This is a genomic window from Rahnella ecdela (assembly GCF_019049625.1).
GTDB lineage: Bacteria > Pseudomonadota > Gammaproteobacteria > Enterobacterales > Enterobacteriaceae > Rahnella > Rahnella ecdela.
In genome coordinates, this window is record NZ_JAFMOY010000133.1 from 47,040 (window position 1) to 69,986 (window position 22,947).

Annotated in this window: 24 protein-coding genes; 11 read left to right on the forward strand and 13 right to left on the reverse strand. The window is 50.5% G+C overall.

All coding sequences use genetic code 11. The annotated features are described in order from the left end of the window. Nucleotides 1–202: 202 nt before the first annotated feature. Nucleotides 203–1,549 carry an aminotransferase class I/II-fold pyridoxal phosphate-dependent enzyme gene (locus tag J1784_RS23510; protein WP_217151197.1) on the forward strand — a complete coding sequence of 449 codons (1,347 nt, stop codon included), beginning with the start codon at nucleotides 203–205 and terminating at the stop codon, nucleotides 1,547–1,549. A 4-nt stretch (nucleotides 1,550–1,553) separates the two neighbouring features. Here J1784_RS23510 and J1784_RS23515 read toward each other — a convergent pair whose 3' ends face one another. Next, entirely contained in the window at nucleotides 1,554–1,988 is a 435-nt protein-coding gene (locus tag J1784_RS23515) for a GNAT family N-acetyltransferase (protein ID WP_217151198.1), read from the reverse strand. A gap of 113 nt (nucleotides 1,989–2,101) precedes the next feature. Here J1784_RS23515 and crcB point away from each other — a divergent pair, with 113 nt between their 5' ends. From crcB to J1784_RS23530, 3 genes are all read left to right on the forward strand, one after another. Further along, complete coding sequence (gene crcB / locus J1784_RS23520; protein WP_217151199.1) at nucleotides 2,102–2,485, forward strand: fluoride efflux transporter CrcB; 384 nt, start codon at nucleotides 2,102–2,104, stop codon at nucleotides 2,483–2,485. Nucleotides 2,486–2,943: 458 nt separating this feature from the next. Next, entirely contained in the window at nucleotides 2,944–3,600 is a 657-nt protein-coding gene (locus J1784_RS23525; protein ID WP_217151200.1) for a TetR family transcriptional regulator, read from the forward strand. 8 nt (nucleotides 3,601–3,608) lie between these two features. Then, complete coding sequence (locus tag J1784_RS23530) at nucleotides 3,609–4,796, forward strand: multidrug effflux MFS transporter (protein WP_217151201.1); 1,188 nt, start codon at nucleotides 3,609–3,611, stop codon at nucleotides 4,794–4,796. Between the two features lie 64 nt (nucleotides 4,797–4,860). On the opposite strand, the gene cspE is transcribed toward J1784_RS23530, so the two are convergent. The 4 genes from cspE to J1784_RS23550 all read right to left on the reverse strand — a co-directional run bounded on the left by cspE (nucleotide 4,861) and on the right by J1784_RS23550 (nucleotide 9,673). Beyond that, a complete protein-coding gene (gene cspE, locus J1784_RS23535) occupies nucleotides 4,861–5,070 on the reverse strand; it encodes a transcription antiterminator/RNA stability regulator CspE (protein WP_009636912.1) in 210 nt (69 codons plus the stop codon). Between the two features lie 177 nt (nucleotides 5,071–5,247). Next, nucleotides 5,248–6,033, reverse strand: a complete 786-nt coding sequence (locus J1784_RS23540; protein ID WP_217151202.1) for a DUF2076 domain-containing protein — start codon at nucleotides 6,031–6,033, stop codon at nucleotides 5,248–5,250. A gap of 215 nt (nucleotides 6,034–6,248) precedes the next feature. After that, nucleotides 6,249–7,379 carry an ABC transporter substrate-binding protein gene (locus tag J1784_RS23545; protein ID WP_217151203.1) on the reverse strand — a complete coding sequence of 377 codons (1,131 nt, stop codon included), beginning with the start codon at nucleotides 7,377–7,379 and terminating at the stop codon, nucleotides 6,249–6,251. A gap of 203 nt (nucleotides 7,380–7,582) precedes the next feature. Then, nucleotides 7,583–9,673, reverse strand: coding sequence for a prolyl oligopeptidase family serine peptidase (locus J1784_RS23550; RefSeq protein WP_217151204.1), 2,091 nt, complete (start codon nucleotides 9,671–9,673; stop codon nucleotides 7,583–7,585). A gap of 311 nt (nucleotides 9,674–9,984) precedes the next feature. On the opposite strand from J1784_RS23550, the gene J1784_RS23555 reads away from it, so the two are divergent. Then, nucleotides 9,985–10,230, forward strand: coding sequence for a hypothetical protein (locus J1784_RS23555; RefSeq protein WP_217151205.1), 246 nt, complete (start codon nucleotides 9,985–9,987; stop codon nucleotides 10,228–10,230). A gap of 50 nt (nucleotides 10,231–10,280) precedes the next feature. On the opposite strand, the gene J1784_RS23560 is transcribed toward J1784_RS23555, so the two are convergent. The 6 genes from J1784_RS23560 to J1784_RS23585 all read right to left on the reverse strand — a co-directional run bounded on the left by J1784_RS23560 (nucleotide 10,281) and on the right by J1784_RS23585 (nucleotide 14,871). Then, on the reverse strand, nucleotides 10,281–10,799 hold the full coding sequence (locus J1784_RS23560) for a cupin domain-containing protein (protein ID WP_217151206.1): 519 nt from the start codon (nucleotides 10,797–10,799) through the stop codon (nucleotides 10,281–10,283). 24 nt (nucleotides 10,800–10,823) lie between these two features. After that, on the reverse strand, nucleotides 10,824–11,177 hold the full coding sequence (locus J1784_RS23565) for a hypothetical protein (protein ID WP_217151207.1): 354 nt from the start codon (nucleotides 11,175–11,177) through the stop codon (nucleotides 10,824–10,826). Between the two features lie 69 nt (nucleotides 11,178–11,246). Next, the gene (locus J1784_RS23570) at nucleotides 11,247–12,314 is read right to left on the reverse strand and encodes a diguanylate cyclase (RefSeq protein WP_217151208.1); all 1,068 of its coding nucleotides are present in this window, start codon (nucleotides 12,312–12,314) and stop codon (nucleotides 11,247–11,249) included. 230 nt (nucleotides 12,315–12,544) lie between these two features. Then, a complete protein-coding gene (locus J1784_RS23575; RefSeq protein ID WP_113876250.1) occupies nucleotides 12,545–12,940 on the reverse strand; it encodes a (R)-mandelonitrile lyase in 396 nt (131 codons plus the stop codon). Nucleotides 12,941–13,416: 476 nt separating this feature from the next. Next, complete coding sequence (locus J1784_RS23580; RefSeq protein WP_238485688.1) at nucleotides 13,417–14,181, reverse strand: bestrophin-like domain; 765 nt, start codon at nucleotides 14,179–14,181, stop codon at nucleotides 13,417–13,419. Nucleotides 14,182–14,286: 105 nt separating this feature from the next. Continuing rightward, nucleotides 14,287–14,871 (reverse strand): winged helix-turn-helix transcriptional regulator, encoded by a 585-nt coding sequence (locus tag J1784_RS23585; protein WP_217151209.1) that lies wholly within the window; start codon nucleotides 14,869–14,871, stop codon nucleotides 14,287–14,289. Between the two features lie 440 nt (nucleotides 14,872–15,311). Here J1784_RS23585 and J1784_RS23590 point away from each other — a divergent pair, with 440 nt between their 5' ends. From J1784_RS23590 to J1784_RS23615, 6 genes are all read left to right on the forward strand, one after another. After that, complete coding sequence (locus J1784_RS23590) at nucleotides 15,312–15,839, forward strand: fimbrial protein (protein ID WP_217151210.1); 528 nt, start codon at nucleotides 15,312–15,314, stop codon at nucleotides 15,837–15,839. A gap of 86 nt (nucleotides 15,840–15,925) precedes the next feature. Then, the gene (locus J1784_RS23595) at nucleotides 15,926–16,603 is read left to right on the forward strand and encodes a fimbrial biogenesis chaperone (protein ID WP_217151211.1); all 678 of its coding nucleotides are present in this window, start codon (nucleotides 15,926–15,928) and stop codon (nucleotides 16,601–16,603) included. A 101-nt stretch (nucleotides 16,604–16,704) separates the two neighbouring features. Further along, the gene (locus J1784_RS23600; protein ID WP_217151212.1) at nucleotides 16,705–19,290 is read left to right on the forward strand and encodes a fimbria/pilus outer membrane usher protein; all 2,586 of its coding nucleotides are present in this window, start codon (nucleotides 16,705–16,707) and stop codon (nucleotides 19,288–19,290) included. Nucleotides 19,291–19,303: 13 nt separating this feature from the next. Further along, entirely contained in the window at nucleotides 19,304–20,314 is a 1,011-nt protein-coding gene (locus tag J1784_RS23605; RefSeq protein WP_238485689.1) for a fimbrial protein, read from the forward strand. A 95-nt stretch (nucleotides 20,315–20,409) separates the two neighbouring features. Next, nucleotides 20,410–20,856 (forward strand): fimbrial protein, encoded by a 447-nt coding sequence (locus tag J1784_RS23610; protein ID WP_217151213.1) that lies wholly within the window; start codon nucleotides 20,410–20,412, stop codon nucleotides 20,854–20,856. Between the two features lie 24 nt (nucleotides 20,857–20,880). Further along, complete coding sequence (locus J1784_RS23615; RefSeq protein WP_238485690.1) at nucleotides 20,881–21,588, forward strand: helix-turn-helix domain-containing protein; 708 nt, start codon at nucleotides 20,881–20,883, stop codon at nucleotides 21,586–21,588. Between the two features lie 9 nt (nucleotides 21,589–21,597). Here J1784_RS23615 and J1784_RS23620 read toward each other — a convergent pair whose 3' ends face one another. Further along, nucleotides 21,598–22,161 carry a sugar O-acetyltransferase gene (locus J1784_RS23620; protein ID WP_217151214.1) on the reverse strand — a complete coding sequence of 188 codons (564 nt, stop codon included), beginning with the start codon at nucleotides 22,159–22,161 and terminating at the stop codon, nucleotides 21,598–21,600. Between the two features lie 192 nt (nucleotides 22,162–22,353). After that, nucleotides 22,354–22,917 (reverse strand): YagU family protein, encoded by a 564-nt coding sequence (locus J1784_RS23625; RefSeq protein WP_217151215.1) that lies wholly within the window; start codon nucleotides 22,915–22,917, stop codon nucleotides 22,354–22,356. Between the last annotated feature and the right edge of the window lie 30 nt (nucleotides 22,918–22,947).

A 22,947-nucleotide genomic window follows, 5' to 3' on the forward strand; every position in this document is an offset into this window, starting at 1 on the left:
CCTTAAGTGTCAGCATGGTTGATATGCAGAAAAACAACTGTGCGTTTACAAACTTTCCGGCAAACACACCAAATTCTTTTACGAAGGAGACCCACATCATCGCAATGTGATTATTTTATCGCCTCCGCTGGCTAAGTTTGATACTAATGGCATAAATTAATATGTACAATAGATTCTTTGTTACTGAACAAAAGGCGAGAAAATGGCAGAAAACCCCCTCGAAAAAACGCTGGACGCGCAATGGTTAGCGACACAATTACAGGATCGTTCTATGCGGGGCATTGCAATTGAAACCGCGGCGATGATCCGCTCCGGTGTGATTGAAATCGGGACGCACCTGCCCCCCGTTCGCGAGCTGGCGCAGGCGCTGGGTGTGAGTCCGGCCACGGTTTCTGCCGCCTGGGGTCAACTGAGGCGACAAAAAGTCATCGCCGGTCGCGGTCGTAACGGTGTCTGGGTGTGCGGGGATATGCTCTCGCCAAGACCGGCTCGCTTCGAGAAAATCGGCAATTTTGGCGAACATATTATTGCGGATCTGGCCCTGTCCTCCCCGGATCCTGAGTTGCTGCCGAACCTGCTCGAAGCCATGCATCACGGTGTTGGCGCAGATAATCTCAACAGCTATCAGCGTGAGGCTATTTCGCCTTCTTTGCTTGAAGCGGCAAAACACGACTGGCCTTATGACGCGCCTGCTTTTATGTCTGCGGACGGCGGTTTTGACGGGATGAACCTGACCCTGCAAACCTTGCTGATGCAGGGTTCGGTGGTGGCGATTGAAGATCCGACAGCCACCCGTTTGCTGGATATGCTGGATAATCTGGGCGCGCAAGTGCTCCCGGTGAAGTGCGATGAGTTCGGTCCGCTGCCGGAATCTCTGGCTCAGGCCCTGCTGAAAAATCCTTCCGCGTTTATTTATCAGCCGCGCACACACTCACATTGCGGTCACGCCATCAATGCGGAACGTTATGTTGCACTGGCCGAAATTCTCAGTCAGAGCAATACGCTGATCATTGAAGATGATGGCATCGGACAATTGTCCTGTTATCCACCGCTCAGTATGGGTAGCCGGTTGCCTGAACGGACAGTGCATGTTCGCTCCTATTCCAAAGCCTATGGTCCGGATTTACGGCTGGCGGTTATTTCCGGATCTACCGATTTAATTAAACAAATCAAATCATTCCGTAACTTTGGTGCGGGCTGGTCGAGCCGTATTTTGCAGGAAGCGCTGGCATGGCTGATTAAAGATCCCAAAACGCAGGAAGGTATTTCGCACGCCAAAAGCGTGTATGCGCAACGCCGCAAAGCCATGTCCGACGCCTTACGTATACGCGGAATTAACATTCCCGAACGTGACGGGCTGGCGATGTGGATCCCGGTGCCCTCAGAGCAGTTTGCGCTGGTGACGATGGCTGCGCGAGGCATTGCCGTTCTGCCCGGCGAGCGAAGCCGCATCGGGCCGGGGCAGTTTATCCGTATCAGTACCAGCCAGGTGAAACCGGAGCAGGTCGATTTAATTGCCGATGCTCTGGTGCTGGCAATGGGTGCCTGATTGCTCAGGACCTCTTCAGCAAATGCTTGAGCAAATACTTTGGCGACTCTTCGTATTGCGCCCGTGCATAGAACTGGTGGGCGCGCACGCGGCGTGTGTGGCTGTGAACTTCCATGCGGTCACAGCCGCGTTCTGCCGCCAGCCTTTCTGCTTCATCCAGCAATTTCTGGCCAATGCCTGCGCCACGACACTGGTCGCTGACACATAAATAGCTTACCCGGCAGAATTCTCCGGCCAGTGCGATTTGCGGGATATAGTGCAAAGAAATAAATCCCACCGCCTTACCTTCAGCTTCAGCGACCAGCAGACAACTGTCCGGGTTCGTCGCCATTTTTGCCACACGTTCTGCTACGGCTTCCGGCGTATTGGGATAATCCAAATCGCCCAGTAATTGCGCCAGAATTTGCGCATCTGAAACTACACCTTCTCTGATTAACATAGCGTTTTCCTGGTTACACCCTGTTTCTTTATCGCGTCTACACAAGCCCCGTGGCGCGAGGTAAACTTAGCGCCCGGCTCTTTCTGAATTCATCGCTTTATTAAGGCATTTCTATGTTTAGCACCTTACTTGCAGTCTTTATTGGCGGTGGTATCGGCAGTGTAGTTCGCTGGTATGTCAGCCTGAAAATGAACGGAATGAACCCGGTTCTGCCGGTCGGTACGCTGACGGTCAATCTGGTCGGCGCCTTTATTATCGGTCTGGGGATCGCCATTTTCACCCGCCTGACGAATATCGATCCGGTTTGGAAACTGCTGATCACCACCGGTTTCTGCGGCGGTCTGACCACATTTTCCACCTTTTCGCTGGAAGTCGTTTACATGTTACAGGATGGCCGTTTTGGTGCCGCCCTGCTCAATATGGCGCTCAATCTGGCGGGTTCCCTGGCGATGACTTTACTGGCCTTTATGCTGGTCAGCTGGTTCAGCGCGCACTGATACTATCTTCCGGCGATGCCTTTTTTATGACAAAAGGCATCGCGATGATAAATTTGTGACACAGGTTCTTACCCCTCCGCCCTTTCTTAATGTTTCCTTCATCTTTCGTGCAGATAATAGCGTCAGTTCACTTTGGTTTATTTTCGAGGTATGGCATGTTTTCTGTTCCAAAAACGTCTTCTGAGCTTCTGGTTGTTGCTCTCTGTGTTCTGACCGTTGTCGCTTTTTTACAGGCCTACTTTGCATAATTCTCTGTAATTTCGAACTTCCCCCCTATCCGTAAACGGCGCATTCCTTATGATTGCGCCGTTCGCATTTCAGCGGCCGGCTTAATCGCGTTGAAACGAAACGTCACTTTTCATTCCATTCATAATACAAATATTTACCTGTTCCTCCTTATTGCCTATACTTGAGAATGATCGTTCACAGTCAATATCAGCAAAATTCTCAGGTAAATCATGCTTCACCCACAACAATGCAGTAAAGACGCGCGCATCAGCGCACGACGCGACCAGATTATTGCCGCAGCACGCCTGTGTTTTCGCAAGCATGGATTTCACGGTGCAGGCATGGCTGAAATCGCCAAAACTTCACTGCTCAGTGTGGGACAGATTTACCGCTATTTCGCGAACAAAGACGCCATCATCGAAGAAATTGTTCGCCGTATTGTCATGAAAAAAATCAGGCTGATGACCGGCAATGCCCACAACCTGCAACAGGTGGCGCACAATCTGGCACACCGCCGGATTGGCAATCTCAGCGCGCCGTATAAAGAAGAACTGTGCGCTGAACAAAAAGAACAAGCCGAAATTGACCACGCATTGATACTCGAAGTCGCCGCAGAAGCGACCCGCAATCCTGCCGTGGAAAAAATCTGGCGCGATTCTGAAAAACAATTATTTAACGAAGCAAAATCTCTGCTGAGTGCCACTTTTCCGCAATTTTCAGAAGCTGAAATGACGGCCAAAGTGGAAACTTTAGCGGTGATTTGTGAAGGCACCGCATTTCGTCGTATGACGACAGTTCACGCCGACGCAGAGCTTCTGGAAGCCATATACCATCGCTACTTCCAGAGCCTCTTCGAAACGGATTTAATCACCAGCAAACCGGATTAACTTTTACCATGAGCGCTCACCTGCAAGAAAAACGCCTCGGTTATGCCCTGGTGCTAGGCTCTCTCGCCGCACTGGGTCCCTTATGCACCGATTTATACCTTCCCGCACTGCCTGAAATGGCAGGCGATCTCAGTACCTCCACCGCCAGTGCGCAACTCAGCCTGACCGCAGGTTTACTCGGTCTCGGTTTCGGCCAGCTGCTGTTTGGCCCGCTGAGCGACCGATATGGCCGCATGCGTCCTTTGTTATGGTCGCTGGCTTTATTGCTGGCCGCATCGGTCTGGTGTGCCGTTGCACAGGACATTGATCAGCTGATCGTCGCCCGTCTGTTGCAGGGGATCGCCGGTGCCGGTGGCGCAGTACTTTCCCGAGCCGTGGCCAGAGATTTGTATAACGGACATGAATTAACGCGGTTTTTCGCCCTGCTGATGCTGGTCAACGGACTGGCACCGATCATCGCCCCCGTGCTGGGTGGGGCCTTACTAAACTGGGTGAACTGGCGGGGAATATTTGGCGTACTGGCATTGATCGCTATCCTGTTATTCAGCTTCTCCTCCCTGAAACTGCACGAAACGTTATTGCCCGAACGACGCGCCAAAGGCGGGATCCTGAGTATGCTGTTCTCGATATTTGGTTTGCTTAAACACCGCCCGTTTATGGGATTGTGTCTGACGCAGGGCTTTATCATGGCGGGAATGTTTGCATATATCGGCGCATCGCCGTTTGTGCTGCAACAGATTTACCATCTCAGCCCGCAGATGTTCAGCCTTTGCTTTGCAATAAACGGTATTGGGTTGGTGATTTCTGCACAGGTTTCTACCCGCCTGAGTCGTCGTTTTGGTGAGCTGGCACTGGTTAAAGCAGGATTATGCATCGCCGCTTTAGCGTCCGTAACGCTGGTGATTTCCGCCAGCCTTAACGCACCGCTGGTAATGTTGCTGATCCCGCTGTTCTTCTCGGTAATGGTCATCGGAATTATCGGCCCGAATGCGGGATCGCTTGCGATGCAAAGCCAGGGGGAAAACGCGGGCAGCGCATCGGCATTGCTGGGGGTTTGTATGTTTGCGCTTGGCGCGCTGGCGGTCCCTGTTACCGGTTTTGGCAGCCAGCCTGCGCTGTCGATGGGGCTGACCATTCTCGGCTGCTACGCGATTGCTATCCTGATGTTCGTGATGCTGGTACGCAAACCGGCGTAAAGAATTCACGAATAACAGGCAAAAAAAAACCCGCTTCGGCGGGTTTTTTAGAATTCGGCTAAAGTCAGATAGCGATAACGTTAGCAGCCGACGGGCCTTTGGCACCATTGGTGATTTCGAACTCTACGCGCTGGCCTTCAGCAAGGGTCTTGAAACCGTTGCTTGAAATAGCAGAGAAATGAACGAAAACATCTTTGCTGCCATCTTCAGGGGTAATGAAGCCAAAACCTTTAGATTCATTGAACCACTTAACGCTACCTTTAATCTTAGACATCAAACTTACCTTTACGTGAATGTTGGACACAAAATGTGTGTCAAATACAGTACAGCAACAGATTTCACTTTTGTCCAGAATTCTGATGGCAATAAGCGATAAAGCTCTCACTCTTGGTTTTCTGTTGCATTTTTCTGCTGCCAAAAAGGCCTTTAATAGCCTTATGACATCAGTCAGTTAGAAAAACGAATCATCGTCGTTGCTGTAATCATCCGAATCGAAACTGTCAGAACCGAACCCCAGATCCGAATTATCGTTGCGCAGTGAGGCGTCTTCCCAGGAAGGCTGCCCGCTGTCGAAACTTTGGCTGTTCTCAAAACCCTGACTGTTATCGAAACCCTGATTGTTGTCGAGGAAACTGCTGTCAGCCGGATTGAGATCCTGCACCGGCGGTTCTTCGATAATATTGACGATTTCCTGCGGCTGGCTGTGATGGAACATGCCGGTCAGCATATCGGCCAGCACCACACCCCCCGCGACGCCCGCAGCCGTGCGCAGCGCGCTGCCTAAAAAGCCCGGCTGCTGAGGTGCGGCCTGAGCCGGAGCCTGCTGCTGAGGTTGCGCCGCATATTGCTGTTGCTGAGGCTGAGGCTGACCGCCCCACCCTTGCGTACCAGGAATCGGCTGGCTACCCTGCGACGCCTGACGTTGCGGCTCAGGCTGAGAAGAACCGCCGCCAAATAAGCCCGCCAGAAAACCGGTACTTTGCGGTTTTGCTGTCTGCGCCTGTTGTTGCAACTGCTGAACCTGCTGTTGCAGTTCCTGCACCTGCGCATTGAGTTTGGTCAGCGCCGCTTCCTGAATAATCATCGCCTGCGCCATGTAATACGGGGCAGACGGTTGCTGACGAATATGGGCCTGAATCACACGCTCAGCTTCCGCATCACGCGGTGCTGTATTGGACTCAGCCTGTTGTAAGCGACTAAAAAGGCCGTCAATTAAACGCTGTTCTTCAGATTGCATAAATTCACCTTATTGATGTGTCGTACGACGCCATGAACGATGCCCGCCGGCGTTATGCAGATACAGTAATACAGTTATATTTTTGTATGAATTAACGGAGTGTCAACAAATGTGACGGAGGTAAAGTTCGTGCAGAAAGTACGCGGAAGGATTGAAAATCCGCCTGCGAGACCACAGGCGGAGTCAATAAATCTAAAGCGGACAGAGCTCAGACGTTACTTTTTCGGCGTCCAGCCCAGAATGAAATCCTGATCCGGCAGATTAGTGAAGTTACGCACGATATCGTGATAGGTTTTCGACGGATCCAAATCTTTGAACTGTTCCGGATAGATAAATTTCGCCAGATATTCCATACCTACGATGTTGTACGGATGGTTGTAGAACTGGTGATAAACGCCGTAAACATGTTTTTCACTGACCGCCGGGATCTGCGCAACGCCTGTACGGGAAAGCAGAACTTTAGCTTGTTTATCGACATCAGCTTCATTCGCGCCGTACCCAAACGGCAGAATGTGCGTCACGGAACCCGAAGCCGGACGCGCCGAACCGGTCATAATGTAAACGTCCGGTTTCATGCTGATGACCTGCTCCAGAGAGACGGTGCCTGATGCGCCCGGTAGCAGCTTAGAACCAATATTATTGGCATCAACGGCCTGAATCAGCTTCCCCCAGCCCGCATTCCCGTGGGTAAAGCAACAGGAATCATCGCGACCGGCAATCGGCTCGATAAAGACATCAGGTTTGGTTTTAATGGCGGAGACCACTTTCTGGATGTTCTGGAAATGCTCGTTATAAAACGCAGTATAAGCGCGGGCATTGTCTTCCTGGTTCATCACTTTGCCCAGCAGCTCAATGCTCGGCGCGGTATTTTTGGCCGGATCCAGTTCGTAATCGACGAACACGACCGGAATATGCAACGCCGCCAGTTTTTCCAGCACGCCAGCCTGCGCCAGCGAGTCTTTGGCACGCGCCTGGGCAATCATCAGATCAGGTTTTTTGGCGATAACGGTTTCCAGATCCACCTGCCCTTTATCGCTGAATCCCATATCGAGGATTTTCGCGGATTCAGGCCATTTGCTTTTCAGCATATCCCAGGTGCCGCTGTCAGTTTTTTTCAGCAGGTTATTCCACGCCACCACATGCTGGAAGGGATTGGCTTTATCCAGAACCGCCAGGGCCAGCACATCGCGCCCGTCCTGCAAAATCACACGCTGCGGTGCTTTATCAATGGTGACCTTTTGCCCGACCATATCGGTCACAGTCAGCGGATAAGTGGTAGCAAAAATGGAGAATGAAGCAGCCATCAGACCTGTAACAGACAGCACGCGAGCGGTGTTCTTTAACATGCGATTACCCGAAGATGAGAATGAATAAGAAATGATTTTGATAATTGTTATCAAATGAAGCCGAAATAATAAACAAGGAAGGATTGGCGGGGCAATGTTTTTACAATAAATAATGGCGGATAAAACATGTCGAAATATTAACGGGATACCGTAGTGGCATCCCGTTTGGCTTAAGTCAGCGGAACACGGTGCTGGCTTTCTTTCTATGCTTTGCGTCCAAGAAAGTGAAGCAGAAACTCACTCACCAACACGCGCTTAAAGGCTGACTGCGCCTTGTCTGCCGCCGCACTGTGGCCGCCGTCGGTATTCTCGTAAAAATACACATCCGGGATGCCCATCGCCTGCATTTTGGCCGCCATTTTACGTGCATGATCCGGTCCGACACGATCATCGCTGGTGGCGGCAGTAATCAGCACCGGCGGATATTTTTTCGTCGCATCCAGATTATGGTAGGGCGAAAACTCGCGGATAAACGCCCACTCTTCGGGTTTCTGCGGATCGCCGTATTCGGCAATCCACGAAGCGCCTGCCGAAATTTGCGTATAACGGTACATATCCAGCAGCGCGACTTCGCAGACAATCGCCCCGAACAGTTCCGGATAACGCGTCAGCATATTACCGACCAGCAAACCGCCGTTACTGCCGCCCTGCGCAGCCAGATGGGCCGTGGACGTGATATTGCTGGCGATCAGCGCTTTGGCGACCGAGGCGAAATCTTCATACGCCCGCAGACGTTTTTCTTTCAGCGCAGCCTTATGCCATTCCGGCCCGTACTCGCCGCCGCCACGAATATTGGCGACCACAAATACGCCCCCGCGATCCAGCCACGACACACCACTGACGCCGAGATAATACGGTTCCAGCGAGACTTCAAAACCGCCATAACCATAGAGTAACGTCGGATTTTGCCCGTCGTACACCACGTCTTTGCGGCAGATAACGAAATACGGAACGCGCGTGCCGTCATCAGATTGAGCGAAATGCTGGCTGACCTGATAACGGGATGCATCGAAATGCGACGGATCCTGTTTCAGCAGTTCAGCCTCCACTTCCACGCCGTTATCCAGATTACCGAGTGATAAACTTGCCGGTTGCAGGAATCCGCTGACCGTCACGAAATATTCATTGGTGTCGTCGTCCACACCCCAGGCATGAATTTTGCTCAGTTCAGGCACCTTGCCGAACGGTTCGCGACGCCATTCCCCGTTTTCCGGCGTCAGCACTTCGAGGCGGTTCACAACATCATGCGTGATACTCAGGATGATGTGATCGCTGGTGAAAGAATAGCCGTTTAGCTGATCGCGGGTTGCCGTCACACCGCTGAGAGACGAATGTGCTCCCGGTATAAACAGCGGTTTCAGCGCGCGCTCACCGGCCAGAAACGCATCAAAGTTTACCGTCAGCAGCGAACCGGAAGGCCAGGTTTCGCCGTTAATCTGCCATTCGCTGGAAGGCTGGATCAGCAGCCAGTCGCGCCAGGTACTGAATTTAGCATCAGCGGGCAGGTCTATTCTGGTCAGCTCTTTCTGCGCATTCAGCACAAAGGCTTCGCGGTGATAAAAGTCGATAACGCGCACCACGAAATCGCGTTCAAATCCTTTAAAACTGTCGTGATACCCGGCCGCCAGCATGTCTTTTTTATCGGCGCTGAAAACCGTTTTGGCTTCTGAGAGCGGCGTGCCACGTTGCCATATTTTGACAATGCGCGGATAACCGGAATCGGTCAGTGAGCCTTCGCCAAAATCGGTGGCGACAAACAGATGGTCATGATCAATCCAGCCGGTACGGCTTTTGGCGACGGGCAGGAAAAAGCCGTCTGCGACAAACTCCAGCGTCCGCAAATCAAATTCGCGCACTTCAGAGGCATCGCCACCGTCCGGAGAAAGGAAAATCAGCGCCCGGTTATAATCTGGCTTAAGCGCGAATACGCCGTGATACACCCAGTCTTTGCCTTCGGCTTTACCCAGCGCATCAATATCCAGCACGGTTTCCCACTCCGGCTGCGCTTTACGGAATTCTTCCAGCGAGGTTCTGCGCAGGAGTCCTTTTGGATTCTGCGCATCCTGCCAGAAGTTGTACCAGTCATTGCCACATTTTGCGACAACGGGGATCTGCTCCGGAGAGTTCAGCGCTTTCAGCACTTTTTCACGCAGAGGATTAAATTTGCTGCCTTGGGTGAAAGCCGCCAGCGTAATGGCATTTTGTTCGTGCGCCCATTCAAGCGCTTTTTCGTTGCGTAATCCTTCCAGCCAGATGAAATCATCCTGCTGCACAGATAATGAATCAGTTGTCATGATGTTCAGCCCTGAAAATCAGAAAGGATTCACAAATACCTGTTTTATCGTTGTCATTTCAAGTCTTTTTGCTTTCCGGTTCGTTTCTGAAGTCCATTCCAGATAAATGCATTTTGTCCTAATTGATTCATTATGCGATCTGTGAAAGTTCTTACTGCCTCTTTTGTGAGTCAGTTCAAGCATTGAACGTATCGGAACGCCTATAAAGAAATCATTACTTTGTGATGACAAAACATGACGGACTTTTGAGTTAAAAAAAGAGGCAGAAAGACTCACGAGAAATCAGACAGAAACACGAAAGGAGTGAGAGTATGGAATGGAAAATCATAGATATCCTGAATATCCCTCAGACGGGGCTGAAGTACATCTGCATTCAGGCATTCAGAAATCTGAAGCTGATCCTGTCTGTGGATAACGATTTTACCCTGAAAGCCGGTGATACCTTAGAGATCACGCCGGAAGGTTATTCCCTGAATCATCATCAGGCGCAAAGTCTGAAGATCCACAAGATGATGCCTTATTGTCAGCAGCGCTGGCAGTCACTTTCCATTCAGTAATCACTTTGTGATTACTGAATGGTTTGCAGAAAGGACAGAAAGACCGGTTTCTATACCGGCTTCTTAATTTGCTGTCTTCTTAAATCGGACAGACTGTCGTGGCCGCCAAATTCCTGCTGCGGAACATCCTGCCAGCGGTCTTTGCGCGTCGCTTCATATTCCTGATTAAGCGGATAATAAATCCGGTTTTCCGGCTTATTCGCTTCACCCACGACCAGCAGACGCACTTCCTCATCGGTGTTATTGATAAAGGTATGGCAAATCCCAGTACCGTGCGGAAACGCCACCGCGTCGCCCGCTTTCAGGCGGTGCAATGTGCCGTTGATCCAGGCATCAGGATGCCCTTCCAGCACATACACAAATTCGTCCTCTGAACTTTCCGCGTGGGCATAACAGGTGCGACGGCCTGGTAACAGGCGCTCATGATGAATACCAATACGCGTCAGTCCCAGCGTTTTCCCCAGCGGCGCGCCAATCGACATCAGCTCATCATCGCCCGGATAATTGCCGTCGTCAGCGCCTTCGAGCTCAGTCCAGTGACGAATAAAATCAGGTCTTTCCTTGCTCATACAACCTCCGCGTAAGCTTCAGGCTCAGTAAAGTGAAGGGGATTTCTGCTGCGTTGAATAGGAACTCTGGGTCTGAACCGTTTCTTTTGGCAAACAGGCAAAGCGAATATGCATGGTTTCGCCGTCGTCACTTTCGCCAAGCGTCTGGAATTTTCCGTTACAGAATTCGAAGATCTTCTTGTAAGTCTCCGCGCGACGGTGGCGTTCAAGTATCGAAAACACCGACGTGGTATAACTCGCCTCGCCCTGTGCAAAAGACGCATCAAAATTCGCAGGGCGGTAAGTTTCGGCGCCCACGGGTTTATCTATTGATGAACATCCTGCCAGAAAACCCGTCACTGCAACCGCTGCCAACATCATTATTTTACTATTTTTCATTTTTCATCCGGGAAAAGAGGTATTCATTGTAGTTATATATTCAGTCGTATAGTTATCTGTCCAGCATACTCAAGCTACGGCGTCAGCCCTGCCCGCGCTGCCGATACCGTTTTTACCATTACGTTTTACATTCACCAGCGCGCGTTCCGCTGTCGCCAGCCACTGGTTATAATTCTCATGATGTTTCGATGTGGCCACACCAATGCTCAGCGAACACTGGAAACCCTCATCTTGCGATAAACGAATTTCGGATGTTTTCAGTAAGAGCCGGTAACCCACGGCATAAGCTTCTTCTTCCGAAACACCCGGCAAGATAACCACAAACTCATCGCCACCAAGAATAGCCGGAAAATCATTCAGCCCCGTTTCCTGACGCAAAATAGCGGAGACGGATCGCAAAACATAATCCCCCGCCTCACGTCCGAATAAATCATTCACCATTTTCAGGTCATCCACGCCCAGCACCATCAGACAGGCAAGGTCATGTCTGGAACGCTCAAATTCAAGCATCAATCGCCGGTCCAGCAACCGGCGGTTAGGTAATCCGAGAAAAGGATCCATCAGCGCTGATTTTTCCAGCTCATGCTGTTTATCTCGCAACTTCCTGGAGATGGAATAATTGGCAGCGCTGAAAGCAATAATATAAATCGAAGAAAGAGGCAATGTCAGCCATAACGTCCGGTCGGTGACGGTAGTGTAGAAAGTCATCCCGGTGAACGGCCAGCAAACAATAAATCCGATGCAGTAAAACAACGCCGCACGGCGCAGCAATTGCCAGCCACCAGCAGAAAACCGGTCAGCAATCAGAATGGAAGTCAGCACCGCAGAGGGCAGCAGACAAACGCCCATCTGCGCCACCCAGGCGCCACCGGCAATCGCATCAAAAGCCAGATTCCGAAATTCTGCCTGATTGGGGTGTTGAGAACGCCGCGAAATCAGCATCGCAACGTGTGGCCAGACAAAGGCATTCAGCGCCAGCAGTGTGACGGCAATCCAGGAAGCGCCCCGCTCCAGAAGAACAGAAAGGATCGGGAAAAAACACAGAAACGTGCCCAGCATGCGCATAAAGTACATTCGGCGTAAAAAGCGATCTGAACGCTCGCGAACGAGGCTTTCACCGGGAGAATAATATGGCATACCTGAAGCGACTCTTAAGTTGATGTCTATTTATAGTAGTCGAGTTGGTTATCGGAGAGCTACTGAAAGCATGGGTTTTAATGGGCCGAACAGCGGGGTTTTTAGGCGTAAATAAGAGGGATTGATCAGTAATCAGAGAATTTAGGTTAAACAGCGAAATCCTGACCCGCAATAACGGCCAGGATTTGAGTGAAAGCAGCCAGAGCTGCGCCCTGAAGTGTGACGGTAAATTATTTTGAGTACTGAGCGTCAGTCACCTTTTCCATCCACTCTACCGGGCTGCCGTTCAGGGATTCGGCAATCGCAATGTGAGTCATGGCATTTTCAGGGGTGGCACCGTGCCAGTGTTTTACACCTTCTGGGATCCACACGATATCGCCAACATTCATCTCGCGGATTTCACCGCCTTCTTCTTGTAGCCAGCCACGGCCCTGCGTGATAATCAGCGTCTGGCCCAGCGGATGCGTATGCCATGCTGTACGGGCACCTGGTTCAAAGGTCACTGTCGCGCCACCCACACGGGCGGATTCCGTTCCGCTGAAAGGCGAATCGATACGTACTTTACCGGTGAAGTAATTCTCCGGGCCCTTTTGTGAAGGCACAGAACCGCTTTTGGTGATTTTCATTTTATCAGTCATTTCATTCTCCGCTTTGGCACAAGCTGTCGCTTGCCATTTCATTGTTAGCTAACCCTATCGCCATTGGCTTGCCGCGAACAGAGGGCAGAATCAGAATGGCGTTATGAATCTCACTCATGAATGACTTAACTTAAATTCCGCAGCAATGGCTCTGGTTATTTTCAGTATAAAAGAAGAAAGCCTCCAATAAAGCGCTACACGCAAATGAACTATGATAGCTTAAATACAGATCTCATCAGTGATCAATAATTGATCAAAAATAGCAAATGATGCCTATCCACTTTATTTTAAAAGATAATTAATTGATTAAATTTATATTTTAATTCATCCTGTGCGCACTTTAAGAAATATTGTATTTATTGCATTTGCAGCCCGCCTGGAGCGGGCTTTTTTTATAAATAAAATGTTTACCTGATTAATAATCCGACCGTGAGAATATCTCACCGGCTGATTTCACTTATTGATCAGGGGCCAAGAGAATGTTGCAGGCTGATCAGGTTTTGTGGCACGACGCGGATTAACCCGCCGCGCGGACTGTCTATATCCGCAATCAGCGCCATAGAAAGTGAAATCATCAGCGGCAGAATAAATAAATACGCACTTTTAGCCGAATTACTCCGTGCCCCATATCCGACCAGCATACTGCTGAATAATGCGATGATCATCATCAGCATCCACGCCGATACCGGGATCCGGTTCCACCATGCGGCCTGTGTGTAACCCTGCGAATTAATCACATCGTTCATCCCGGAAACCAGTAAAGCCACTACCGGCGTAGGATTGCTTTTCGCCTCGGTTAATACAGACTGCCAGAGCTTAGTTTCCAACTCCTCTGTTCGCGCATTGATTTTCTTCAGCTTCTGCGGGTCACGGGTCTGATAAAACACCACCCGCTGATCCAGATAATCTTTCAGCAACTGACGGATATTCCCGGCATTGCCTTCCTGCGCCAGATCCGCGCGCAAAAATTCTGTCCCGATAGCATTGGCTTCTTCTTCTTCATAGTTTTTCCGCTGATCATAGCGGCTGACTGCCATTGAAAAACTAAATCCGATCAGCAGCGCCAGCAGCGTTAAAGTCGCAGCCTGCACAATGCCGAAATCCTCCAGTACATCATTGTCGAGTTTCTTCTGGCGACGTAATAAAAAGATACTTCCACAACCGCCCAGTGACATAAGAGCAAAACAGGCTACAAAAAAGAAAGCCGGATGACTTAACAGTGGCTCCATAGATATTCCTTCAAAGACGTTGAAAATTCGGGATAAACCTGATTTGCGCCTTTCAAGTATGGCTCATTTTTAAAAAGTACAGGAGGAGAAAATGAGAGCAACCGCTTAATATCGTGAAGGAATACGGTTAATCGTTTTCAGAATGCCTTTTTCCATGCCGATGTAACCGCCTGTTTTCAGCTGTGTGAGGATTTTCATGATGGTGCTGCGCGAAAGAAACGTGCGGTTCATCACATACGAAACAACGGTAATATTATTCCTGACCTCTTCCGGTTCATACATCAGTTCATACAGCTGATAACAAATGATTTCATAGGATGACAGCGCACAAATCTTCGCGCAGTGGTCATAAACTCGTGTAGCAGTATAAATTAATAACTGCGCCAGACTGCGCCAGAGATTGTTTGCCGAAATAATCTGATTCGCCTGCCCGACAGGCAGCAGGCTGACCTGAGCGTGTTCATGGATGCGGATAAAAAGATAATCCGGATCAGTGTATTGAGTACTTATACCAAAAACATACGGCGCAGATTCGGAGTTTAATACCATTCCATCCACTTTGCGATGCAGCATCACGCTGCCGCTGTGTAATAAGAAGCAATTCTTCTGTTTATCAGCGGAATAACTCAATGAATCCCTGACATTAGTTTCAAGAATGTGTGAGGCCGGAGAAAGATGTTCGATTAGCATCTCTATTTCTTCCAGCGGTTTCTTATCTCTTATACTGCAATTATCTGTAAAAAAAGGCTTTATATCTCGGTACACGTGATTCCCTCCACGAATTTCCAGTTACGCTAGGATTTTTCTTGCGCAGGGATTATGCGAAAACCCGTTAAATTATAAAGTTATTTGTGGGTGTAAAATTACACTCATAAATTTCTTGTATAGATCCTCGTATTTCAATCAAAATCGCCGTCAGCAACCGCAGTCATAAGTATTTTCGCACCGGTTTAAACCTTAGCGTTTTAGTACGTTATTTAACTCTCAGCGGAGATTGTTTACGGCGGTGGAAGTTGCGAAAAAAACATAACACATCATGGACACTTTGAATTTAAAAGTGACGGGGTTTATTTACCTTAAATTCAGCCATTTATTTTCAGAGTCAGATTCATTCATTTAAAGGAATTATTATGAAAAAAAATTTAATCAGTCTTGCTGTTATTGCTACTGCTGTTTTCTGTAGTGCTTCAGCAATGGCGACAGGCGGTCAGGTGAACTTTACGGGTGAAATTATCGATGCCGGTTGCAATATCGTCAATGCCCCAAGCTCTCCGCTGAATGTCGTCATGGGTCAGGTAGCCAAAAGTGAATTTACCGGTGTCGGTTCTACCGCTGCACCCACCAAATTCACACTGGTATTAACTAACTGCCCGGATACTGTCTCCACGGCAAAGATTAAATTTGACGGATCCAGTGTGAATGGCGACACCAGCCTTCTCGCATTGACTCAGGAATCGGGCGTAGCGCAAAACGTGGCGATTCAGTTGAGCGATGACACCAATACTCAGGTGCCACTGTTCACTGAAACCAAAGCGTATCCGCTGACCAGCACCCAGGATAACAATCTGGAATTCGTGGCGCGTTACATCGCCACGGCAGCCACTGTGAATCCGGGCCCTGCAAATTCCGTCGCCAATTTCTCTGTGATTTACAACTGATCCTGCGCCGCCCTTCAACGGGCGGCCGGGTTTTACTGGCCGGCAGACTCTGCCGGCCATTATTTCTTCGTTACCGGAAATGATTTATGAAAATGTTCCCACACGCACTCCTGGCCGCAGCGCTGGTATGCACCACATCAGCACAGGCCGGTGTCATCGTCGGCGGTACGCGTCTTATCTATGACGGCGGCAAGAAGGAGTCTTCACTGAGCGTCAGCAATCCGGACAAAAAGCCTTACCTGATCCAGACCTGGGTAGAGGCCGCCGGAACTGGCGCTGAGAAAGCTCCTTTTATGGTCACGCCGCCGCTGTTCCGCCTCGACAGCGGTCAGCAGAACGTGCTTCGCATTGTGCAGGCCGGTGGCAATCTGCCGTCTGATAAAGAATCGCTGTACTGGATGAATATCAAATCTATTCCCTCGGCGGAAAGTAATGATCACCAGAACACCCTGCAGATCGCGGTCAAAACCCGTATCAAGCTGATTTATCGCCCAAAAGGCGTGACGGGCGTTCCGGAGGCCGTGACCGAAAAGCTTCACTGGCAGCGTAACGGCGAGGCTTTACAGGTAACTAATCCGACGCCGTTTTACAGGAACTTTATGCAGGTGAAAGTTGGCAGAAAAGACGTGAAGGACGTGACTTTTGTCGCGCCCGGTGGCTCGGCCCGTTTCGCCCTGCCCGCCGGCGCTAATGCAGGCAGTGTCAGCTGGAAAATCATCAGCGATTACGGCGGTATCGGTGATGAGCATACCGCTGCCCTGTAATTCGCTTTTGTTAAACATGGCAAAACAAAACACCTGCGGTTAAGCATAGAAATGACGCCAGAAGGAGAAGTTGCCCGTCCTTCGGGCAGGGGAACACACGGATGAATCACCAAAAAAAACAGGGAAAGCCCCCGTTTTCTCAGCCGCTAAGCAGGCTCGCCTGCCTGATAGCCAGCCAGCTGGCACTTTACGCAGGCACCTCGTTTACCGTTCAGGCGGCTGAGACCTTTAACCCTGCATTGCTGGAAATAGAAAGCCCAGGTCAGGGCAGCACCGATTTGTCGGTATTTGAAGAAGGTAACGGTCAGTTACCCGGAACCTATCGCGTTGATATATATCTCAATAATGAATTGCAGGATACGCGGGACGTCGCGTTCAATACGCAAAAAATGGCCGATGGCACCACGGTTCTGGCGCCCTGCCTGACCCTCGCGCAGCTGCAAGAAATGGGCATCAAAACGCAGTTGTTTCCTGATCTGGGCAACGCGCAGACACCCTGCGTCAACCTGAATACTATCCCGCAGGGGAAAGCCGAATTTCGCTTCAATGCGCAACAACTGTTACTCAGCGTGCCACAAGCGGCGATGACGCAAAAAGCCCGCGGATATGTTTCCCAAACTCAGTGGGACAACGGTATCACCGCCGCTTTGCTCAATTACAACCTCAGCGGTGCGGATAATTCAGCCCGCAGCAACACCGGCACCAACAGCAGCACGCAATACGCAAATTTACGTCCGGGTCTGAACATCGGCCCGTGGCGGCTGCGTAATTACACCACCTGGGAGCATGACGGCAACGGAAAAGATAAATGGGATACCGTTTATACCTACGCCATGCGCAGTATTATTTCGCTTAAAAGTCAGATGACGCTCGGTGACAGTTCTTCGCCCGGTGACATCTTTGACAGCGTCCCGTTTCGCGGCGTGCAGCTGGCATCGGACGATGACATGCTGCCGGAAAGTATGAAGGGTTATGCGCCGGTGTTACGCGGGATTGCGCGCACCAATGCGCAGGTGATCGTGCGCCAGAACGGCTACGTCATTTATCAAAGTTACGTTTCACCCGGCGCGTTTGAAATCTCAGATATGTTCCCGACCGGGGGATCCGGCGATTTGTACGTAACTATCAAAGAAGCCGACGGCAGCGAGCAGTTGCTGGTCGTGCCCTTTGCCTCGCTGCCGGTGTTACAGCGTGAAGGTCGCCTCAAATACAGCCTGACCGGCGGACAATATCGCGCGTATGACAACAATATCGACGCGACGCCTTTCGGTCAGGGAACCGCCATTTACGGCTTGCCTCATGGTCTGACGGCCTACGGTGGCAGTCAGTTTTCCGGCCACTATCAGTCGGTGACGCTGGGGGCGGGTAAGAATCTGGGGGATTTCGGTGCCTTTTCGACGGATCTGACACAGGCATGGTCAGCAATGGAAAATCAGCCTCACGACAGCGGTCAGTCCTGGCGGGTGCGTTACAGCAAAAACATCGTTCAGACTGGTACGAACTTCGCGATTGCCGGGTATCGCTATTCCACCGACGGTTATTACAACCTGCAGGAAGTGATGGATACCTGGCGGGGAGAAAACCCGGAACAGACTCCCGAACGACGCCGCAACCGCAGTGAAATGACCATGAGTCAGAACCTGTGGCAGGGTGCGGGATCATTATCCCTGAGCTGGATAAGCGAGGATTACTGGAACAGCGGGCGTTCCATGCGCTCGGTCGGTGTCGGTTATAACAACAGCTGGCGCGGCATCAGCTACGGGCTCAACTACAGCTATAACGAAAATGCCAGCAGCAACAGCAATAACGGCAGCACTGGCGGAAACCGCATTTACGACCGGGATCAAATTATCGGCTTCAACATCAGCGTGCCACTGAGCTTATTCGATTCTCCGGTCTACGCCAGTTACAGCTACAACACCAGCAAACAAGGGAATACCACGCATACCGTCGGACTTAACGGCTCCGCGCTTGCGGCTAATAACCTCAACTGGAATGTTCAGGAAGGCTATGGCAGTCAGGGCACGGGAAACAGCGGCAATATGAACGCTGATTACCGGGGCACCTACGGCGAAGTTAACGCCGGTTATGCCTATGACCAGAACAGTCGCCGCCTGAACTATGGCGTTCAGGGCGCAATTTTGGCGCATGAAAATGGCGTCACGCTGGGCCAGCCAATGGGCGAAACTCTGGCACTCGTTCAGGCATCCGGCGCCAGCGGCGTCAGCATCAGCAATCAGCCCGGTGTGAAAACCGACTGGCGCGGTTATGCCATCGTCCCCTACAGCAGTCCGTACCGTAAAAATATCGTGCAACTCGATACCGAAACATTGCCTGACGATGTTGAACTGCCACAGACCACGCAGACGGTGATCCCGACCCGCGGCGCGGTGGTTCGGGCACGTTTTGCGGCAAGCGTAGGCTTACGCATGATGATGACATTACAGCGGCGGAACGGCTCACCGGTACCTTTCGGTGCCACCGTCAGCGATATGGCACAGAAAACCGCACAGGGCTTTATCGTTGGCGACGCCGGACAGGTCTATCTGACCGGCATGGCTGAAAGCGGTTCATTGCTCGTTAAATGGGGAAATACTTCTGAGGAACAGTGCGCCGTGCATTACAGCCTGACAAAACAAACGACAAATCAGACCGGCGTTCAGATACTGAACGCGCAATGCAGGTAAGGGCATAATACCGATGATGAAGATAATCAGAAAAATAGTGATGCTGGGCTGCTTGCTCGCCGGGCTAAGTTTTCTTTCGCCCGCTGCGCTGGCCGCCAATACCGGTTGCACAAGTTCGCCCAATATTCCGGGTGTCGCGACGCTTGGCAATATCGCGGTGGATGCCAGTTTACCCGTGGGATCCACCATTCCCGGCACGGAAAAAGGGTTCTCGTTTGCCGGTAACTGTGCGGCAATCAGCAACGTCCCTCAGGGGTCGGTCATCATCACCTGTTATTACGGCAGCGGCACGGAAATCAGCGGCATGCCCGGGGTTTATAATACCGGTGTCAGCGGGATTGGCATTACGCTGGTCAATTCCGCCGGACAACGTGTCATGGGAGGCGGAGCAGACTGTGATACCCGTAACACGCCGCTGGGATATATTTCCAATACGCCCGCAAAAACATTTTCCGTCAGCATGACACTGGCGCTGGTTAAAACCTCTGCCACCATCGGCACCGGCTCGCTTAACCAGTCTCAGACCAAATTTGGTATCGGCATGTATAACACCGGTTGGGGACTGGGAAGTTCAACCGACAGTTCTGTCTCTTACGCGGGGAATATTACTTACCGCAGCGTTGCCTGTTCGACGGGCAGCACCGTTTCAGTTCCGCTGGGCAACATTCCGGTCAATGCTTTTTCCGGCCCGGGCTCTGCCGCAGGCGAAAGAAACTTCCTCATTCCGGTCACCTGCGATAATCCGGTGAATATCACCATGAGCATGAGTTCACCAGCCTATGTGTCCAGACCTGACGGCGTGATGGCTATTACCAGCGGCGCAAACACTGCATCAGGTATTGGTGTGCAAATGCTTTTCAATAATATGCCGGTGACTTTTGATAGCTATTTTCAGGCTGGTGCAATTTCAAATTCAGGTGGCACGCTGAACGCGGCATTTACAGCCCGTTATTATCAGTTCTCAGATACGGTGATCCCCGGGCAGGCCAATGCTTCAGCCACCGTCACACTGGCGTATCAATAATGAAAATGAACCCGCAAAGATTTAAACGATTATCCGCATTCGTTTGCACATTACCGGTGATCTTGTTTTCAATTCAGGTAAGGGCAACAGACGTTGTGAATATCAACGTCACGGGAAATATCGTTGCCGCGCCCTGCTCTGTCGATACCGGCTCAGTCAGCCAGACGATAAATTTCGGGCAATTACTCGGCACGGATTTGCGTACCGCCGGTGCCGCTTCTGACTGGAAATCCTTTCAGGTCAGACTGAACAATTGCCCGGCGGCCACCGTCAGTGCAACCGCTGCCTTTAGCGGTGCGGTGTATCCGGGCGATCCCACGCTGTATCTTAACAACGGCTCTGCGGCTAATGTGGCGATTCAGGTAGTGGATGACGCGACAAAAACCAGCGTAAAAAACAGCGGCAGTACGATGACAGTCGGTATTGATCCCGCTCAGCACAACGCCATTTTTGCTCTCGCCGGAAGGATTATTGCACCGGCGGGCAGTGCCGGTTCCGGTGATATTAATGGCGTCATGCAAATGACGTTTACTTATCAGTAGCGGTTAAATCCCCGCGGCGTCAGGATGACCACCCGGCAGAGAATTGTGCTAAATTTAAAAGACTTCCCGGTCACCCTGGCGCAAGCGATGAAAGACCTTACGACGCAGAAAAGTGAACACGATACAAACCTGTTGTATGCGACGGCTGAACTTTTCGAAAAGCTCAGCCCGTCTCTGGAATTTCATAAAGTTCCTGCACAGACGCGCTTCAATTTATATGAAGACGGTACGTCATATTGTTATTTCGTCCGGGATGGCTGGTTCAGCATTCATCACAGCGCGGATCCTGTTTTACTAGGTAAATTACAGCTACCGGGTATTATAGGTATAGGCGGTGCCATACCGGAATCAGCGGGTTTATATATTGAATCGAAGGTAGAATCAGAAGTAGCGATTTCTACCGTTCCTGAAATGCACGCGTTAATTAATGAACTTGATTTGTGGGAAATGTTATCCAAGCACATTTTCAGAATGACCGGCAGTATATTTACCAAGGGGGTGCTGCTCACCGGTAGTACATCTTATGAGATTATGCGTTTTCATCTCCTTGAGCTTATTAATGAACCCGATGCCATTCGCAATTCCACCGTCGCCGCAACCTATGTTCAGCAAAAGACACGCCTTTCCCGCAGTACTATCATGAAAATACTCGCCCAGTTAAAACAAGGGGGTTATGTCACTCTCGAAAATGGCATTCTCAAAGAAGTGCATAAACTGCCCCTGAAATACTAAAAATTAAAATCAGAGTGTTTGCGCGTTACGGGGGATAACGCGGCACGGATTACCGCAGGCAACGGTGCCAGCAGGCACTGAGCGGGTGACCACACTGCCTGCACCAATCGTGCAGCCATCACCCAGCGTCACGCCAGGTAAAATCACGCATCCGCCGCCAATCCAGACATCATTGCCGATACTCACCGGCCGCGCACTGCCAATATGCTCACGCCGTAAATCAATATCCAGCGGATGCTGCGCGGTATAAATCTGCACGTCGGGTCCGATAAAAACGTTATTTCCTATCGTGACCGGCGCACAATCGAGTAAGACAAAATTGAAATTGATGAAAACGTTGTTGCCGAGCGTGGTATTGATACCGTAATCAATGCGCATTCCTTTTTCGAAATGAACATTACTGCCGACCTCGCCAAATATCGTTCTGACCAGCGCATCTTTTTCGGGCGTCTGCCGTGCGCTGAGCGCATTAAATTCGTCTACTTTATCGCGGGTCTGATAACGAATTTCGCGCAATTCTTCATCATTAATGTGGTAATCCAAACCACGCGTCATTTTCTCTAACTCACGCATTAGCCGCTCCCTGAAAGTATTCAGCGGTTACGATAGGCAAAAGTCACCGGCAGGGTGAGAGCAGGAAAGGCACATATATACACAATCGTGCTATGCGGGATTTTTTGTGACGGGGATCAACTGAAGGGGATGAAAAACGCAGAAATAAAGGCCACCGAAATATCCGGCTGGCCTTTGTAAATACACAAACTCTCAGCGGAAGGGTGAATCCAACGGCACTTCCGGATCCGGTTGACGCGTTATTCTGTTTCTCAAATCGCGGCGGATCATTTCAATCGTCCAGAACCAGAAGATATGTCCCAGTAATTCTGAAATGTATTCATCCGGCGGGATCCCTGATAAGGGGGGTGACAGGTGCATTAACGGGATAAAGATCCAATGTACAGCCACGGTGGCAATAATACCGGCCATCGCTCCTTGCCATAGTTTCACTTTCGGAAAGACTTCAGCAACCAGACAGTAGCCAATCGCGAAAGTCAGAGAGAAAATGATATGCGTAATATGCACAGGATTAATAATGTGTTCGGAGAAGTGAAAAATCGCCTGAGTCGGATCGATACCCAGATAATCTTTCAGAAACAGATAAGGTGGATTAAATTCATCGCGCCCGCCGGAGAAAGTGCGTGGTGGTAAAGGCACCTCTGCGCCCCATTTGACAAATGCGGACAGGATACCGGAAATAACACCAATAAATAAGGCGACACCGTATCGGCGGCGTTCTGGCGCTGTCATAACAAAAAACTCTTTTATTTTCATAAATCACCCAGTTGTAATGTAAAACCCTCA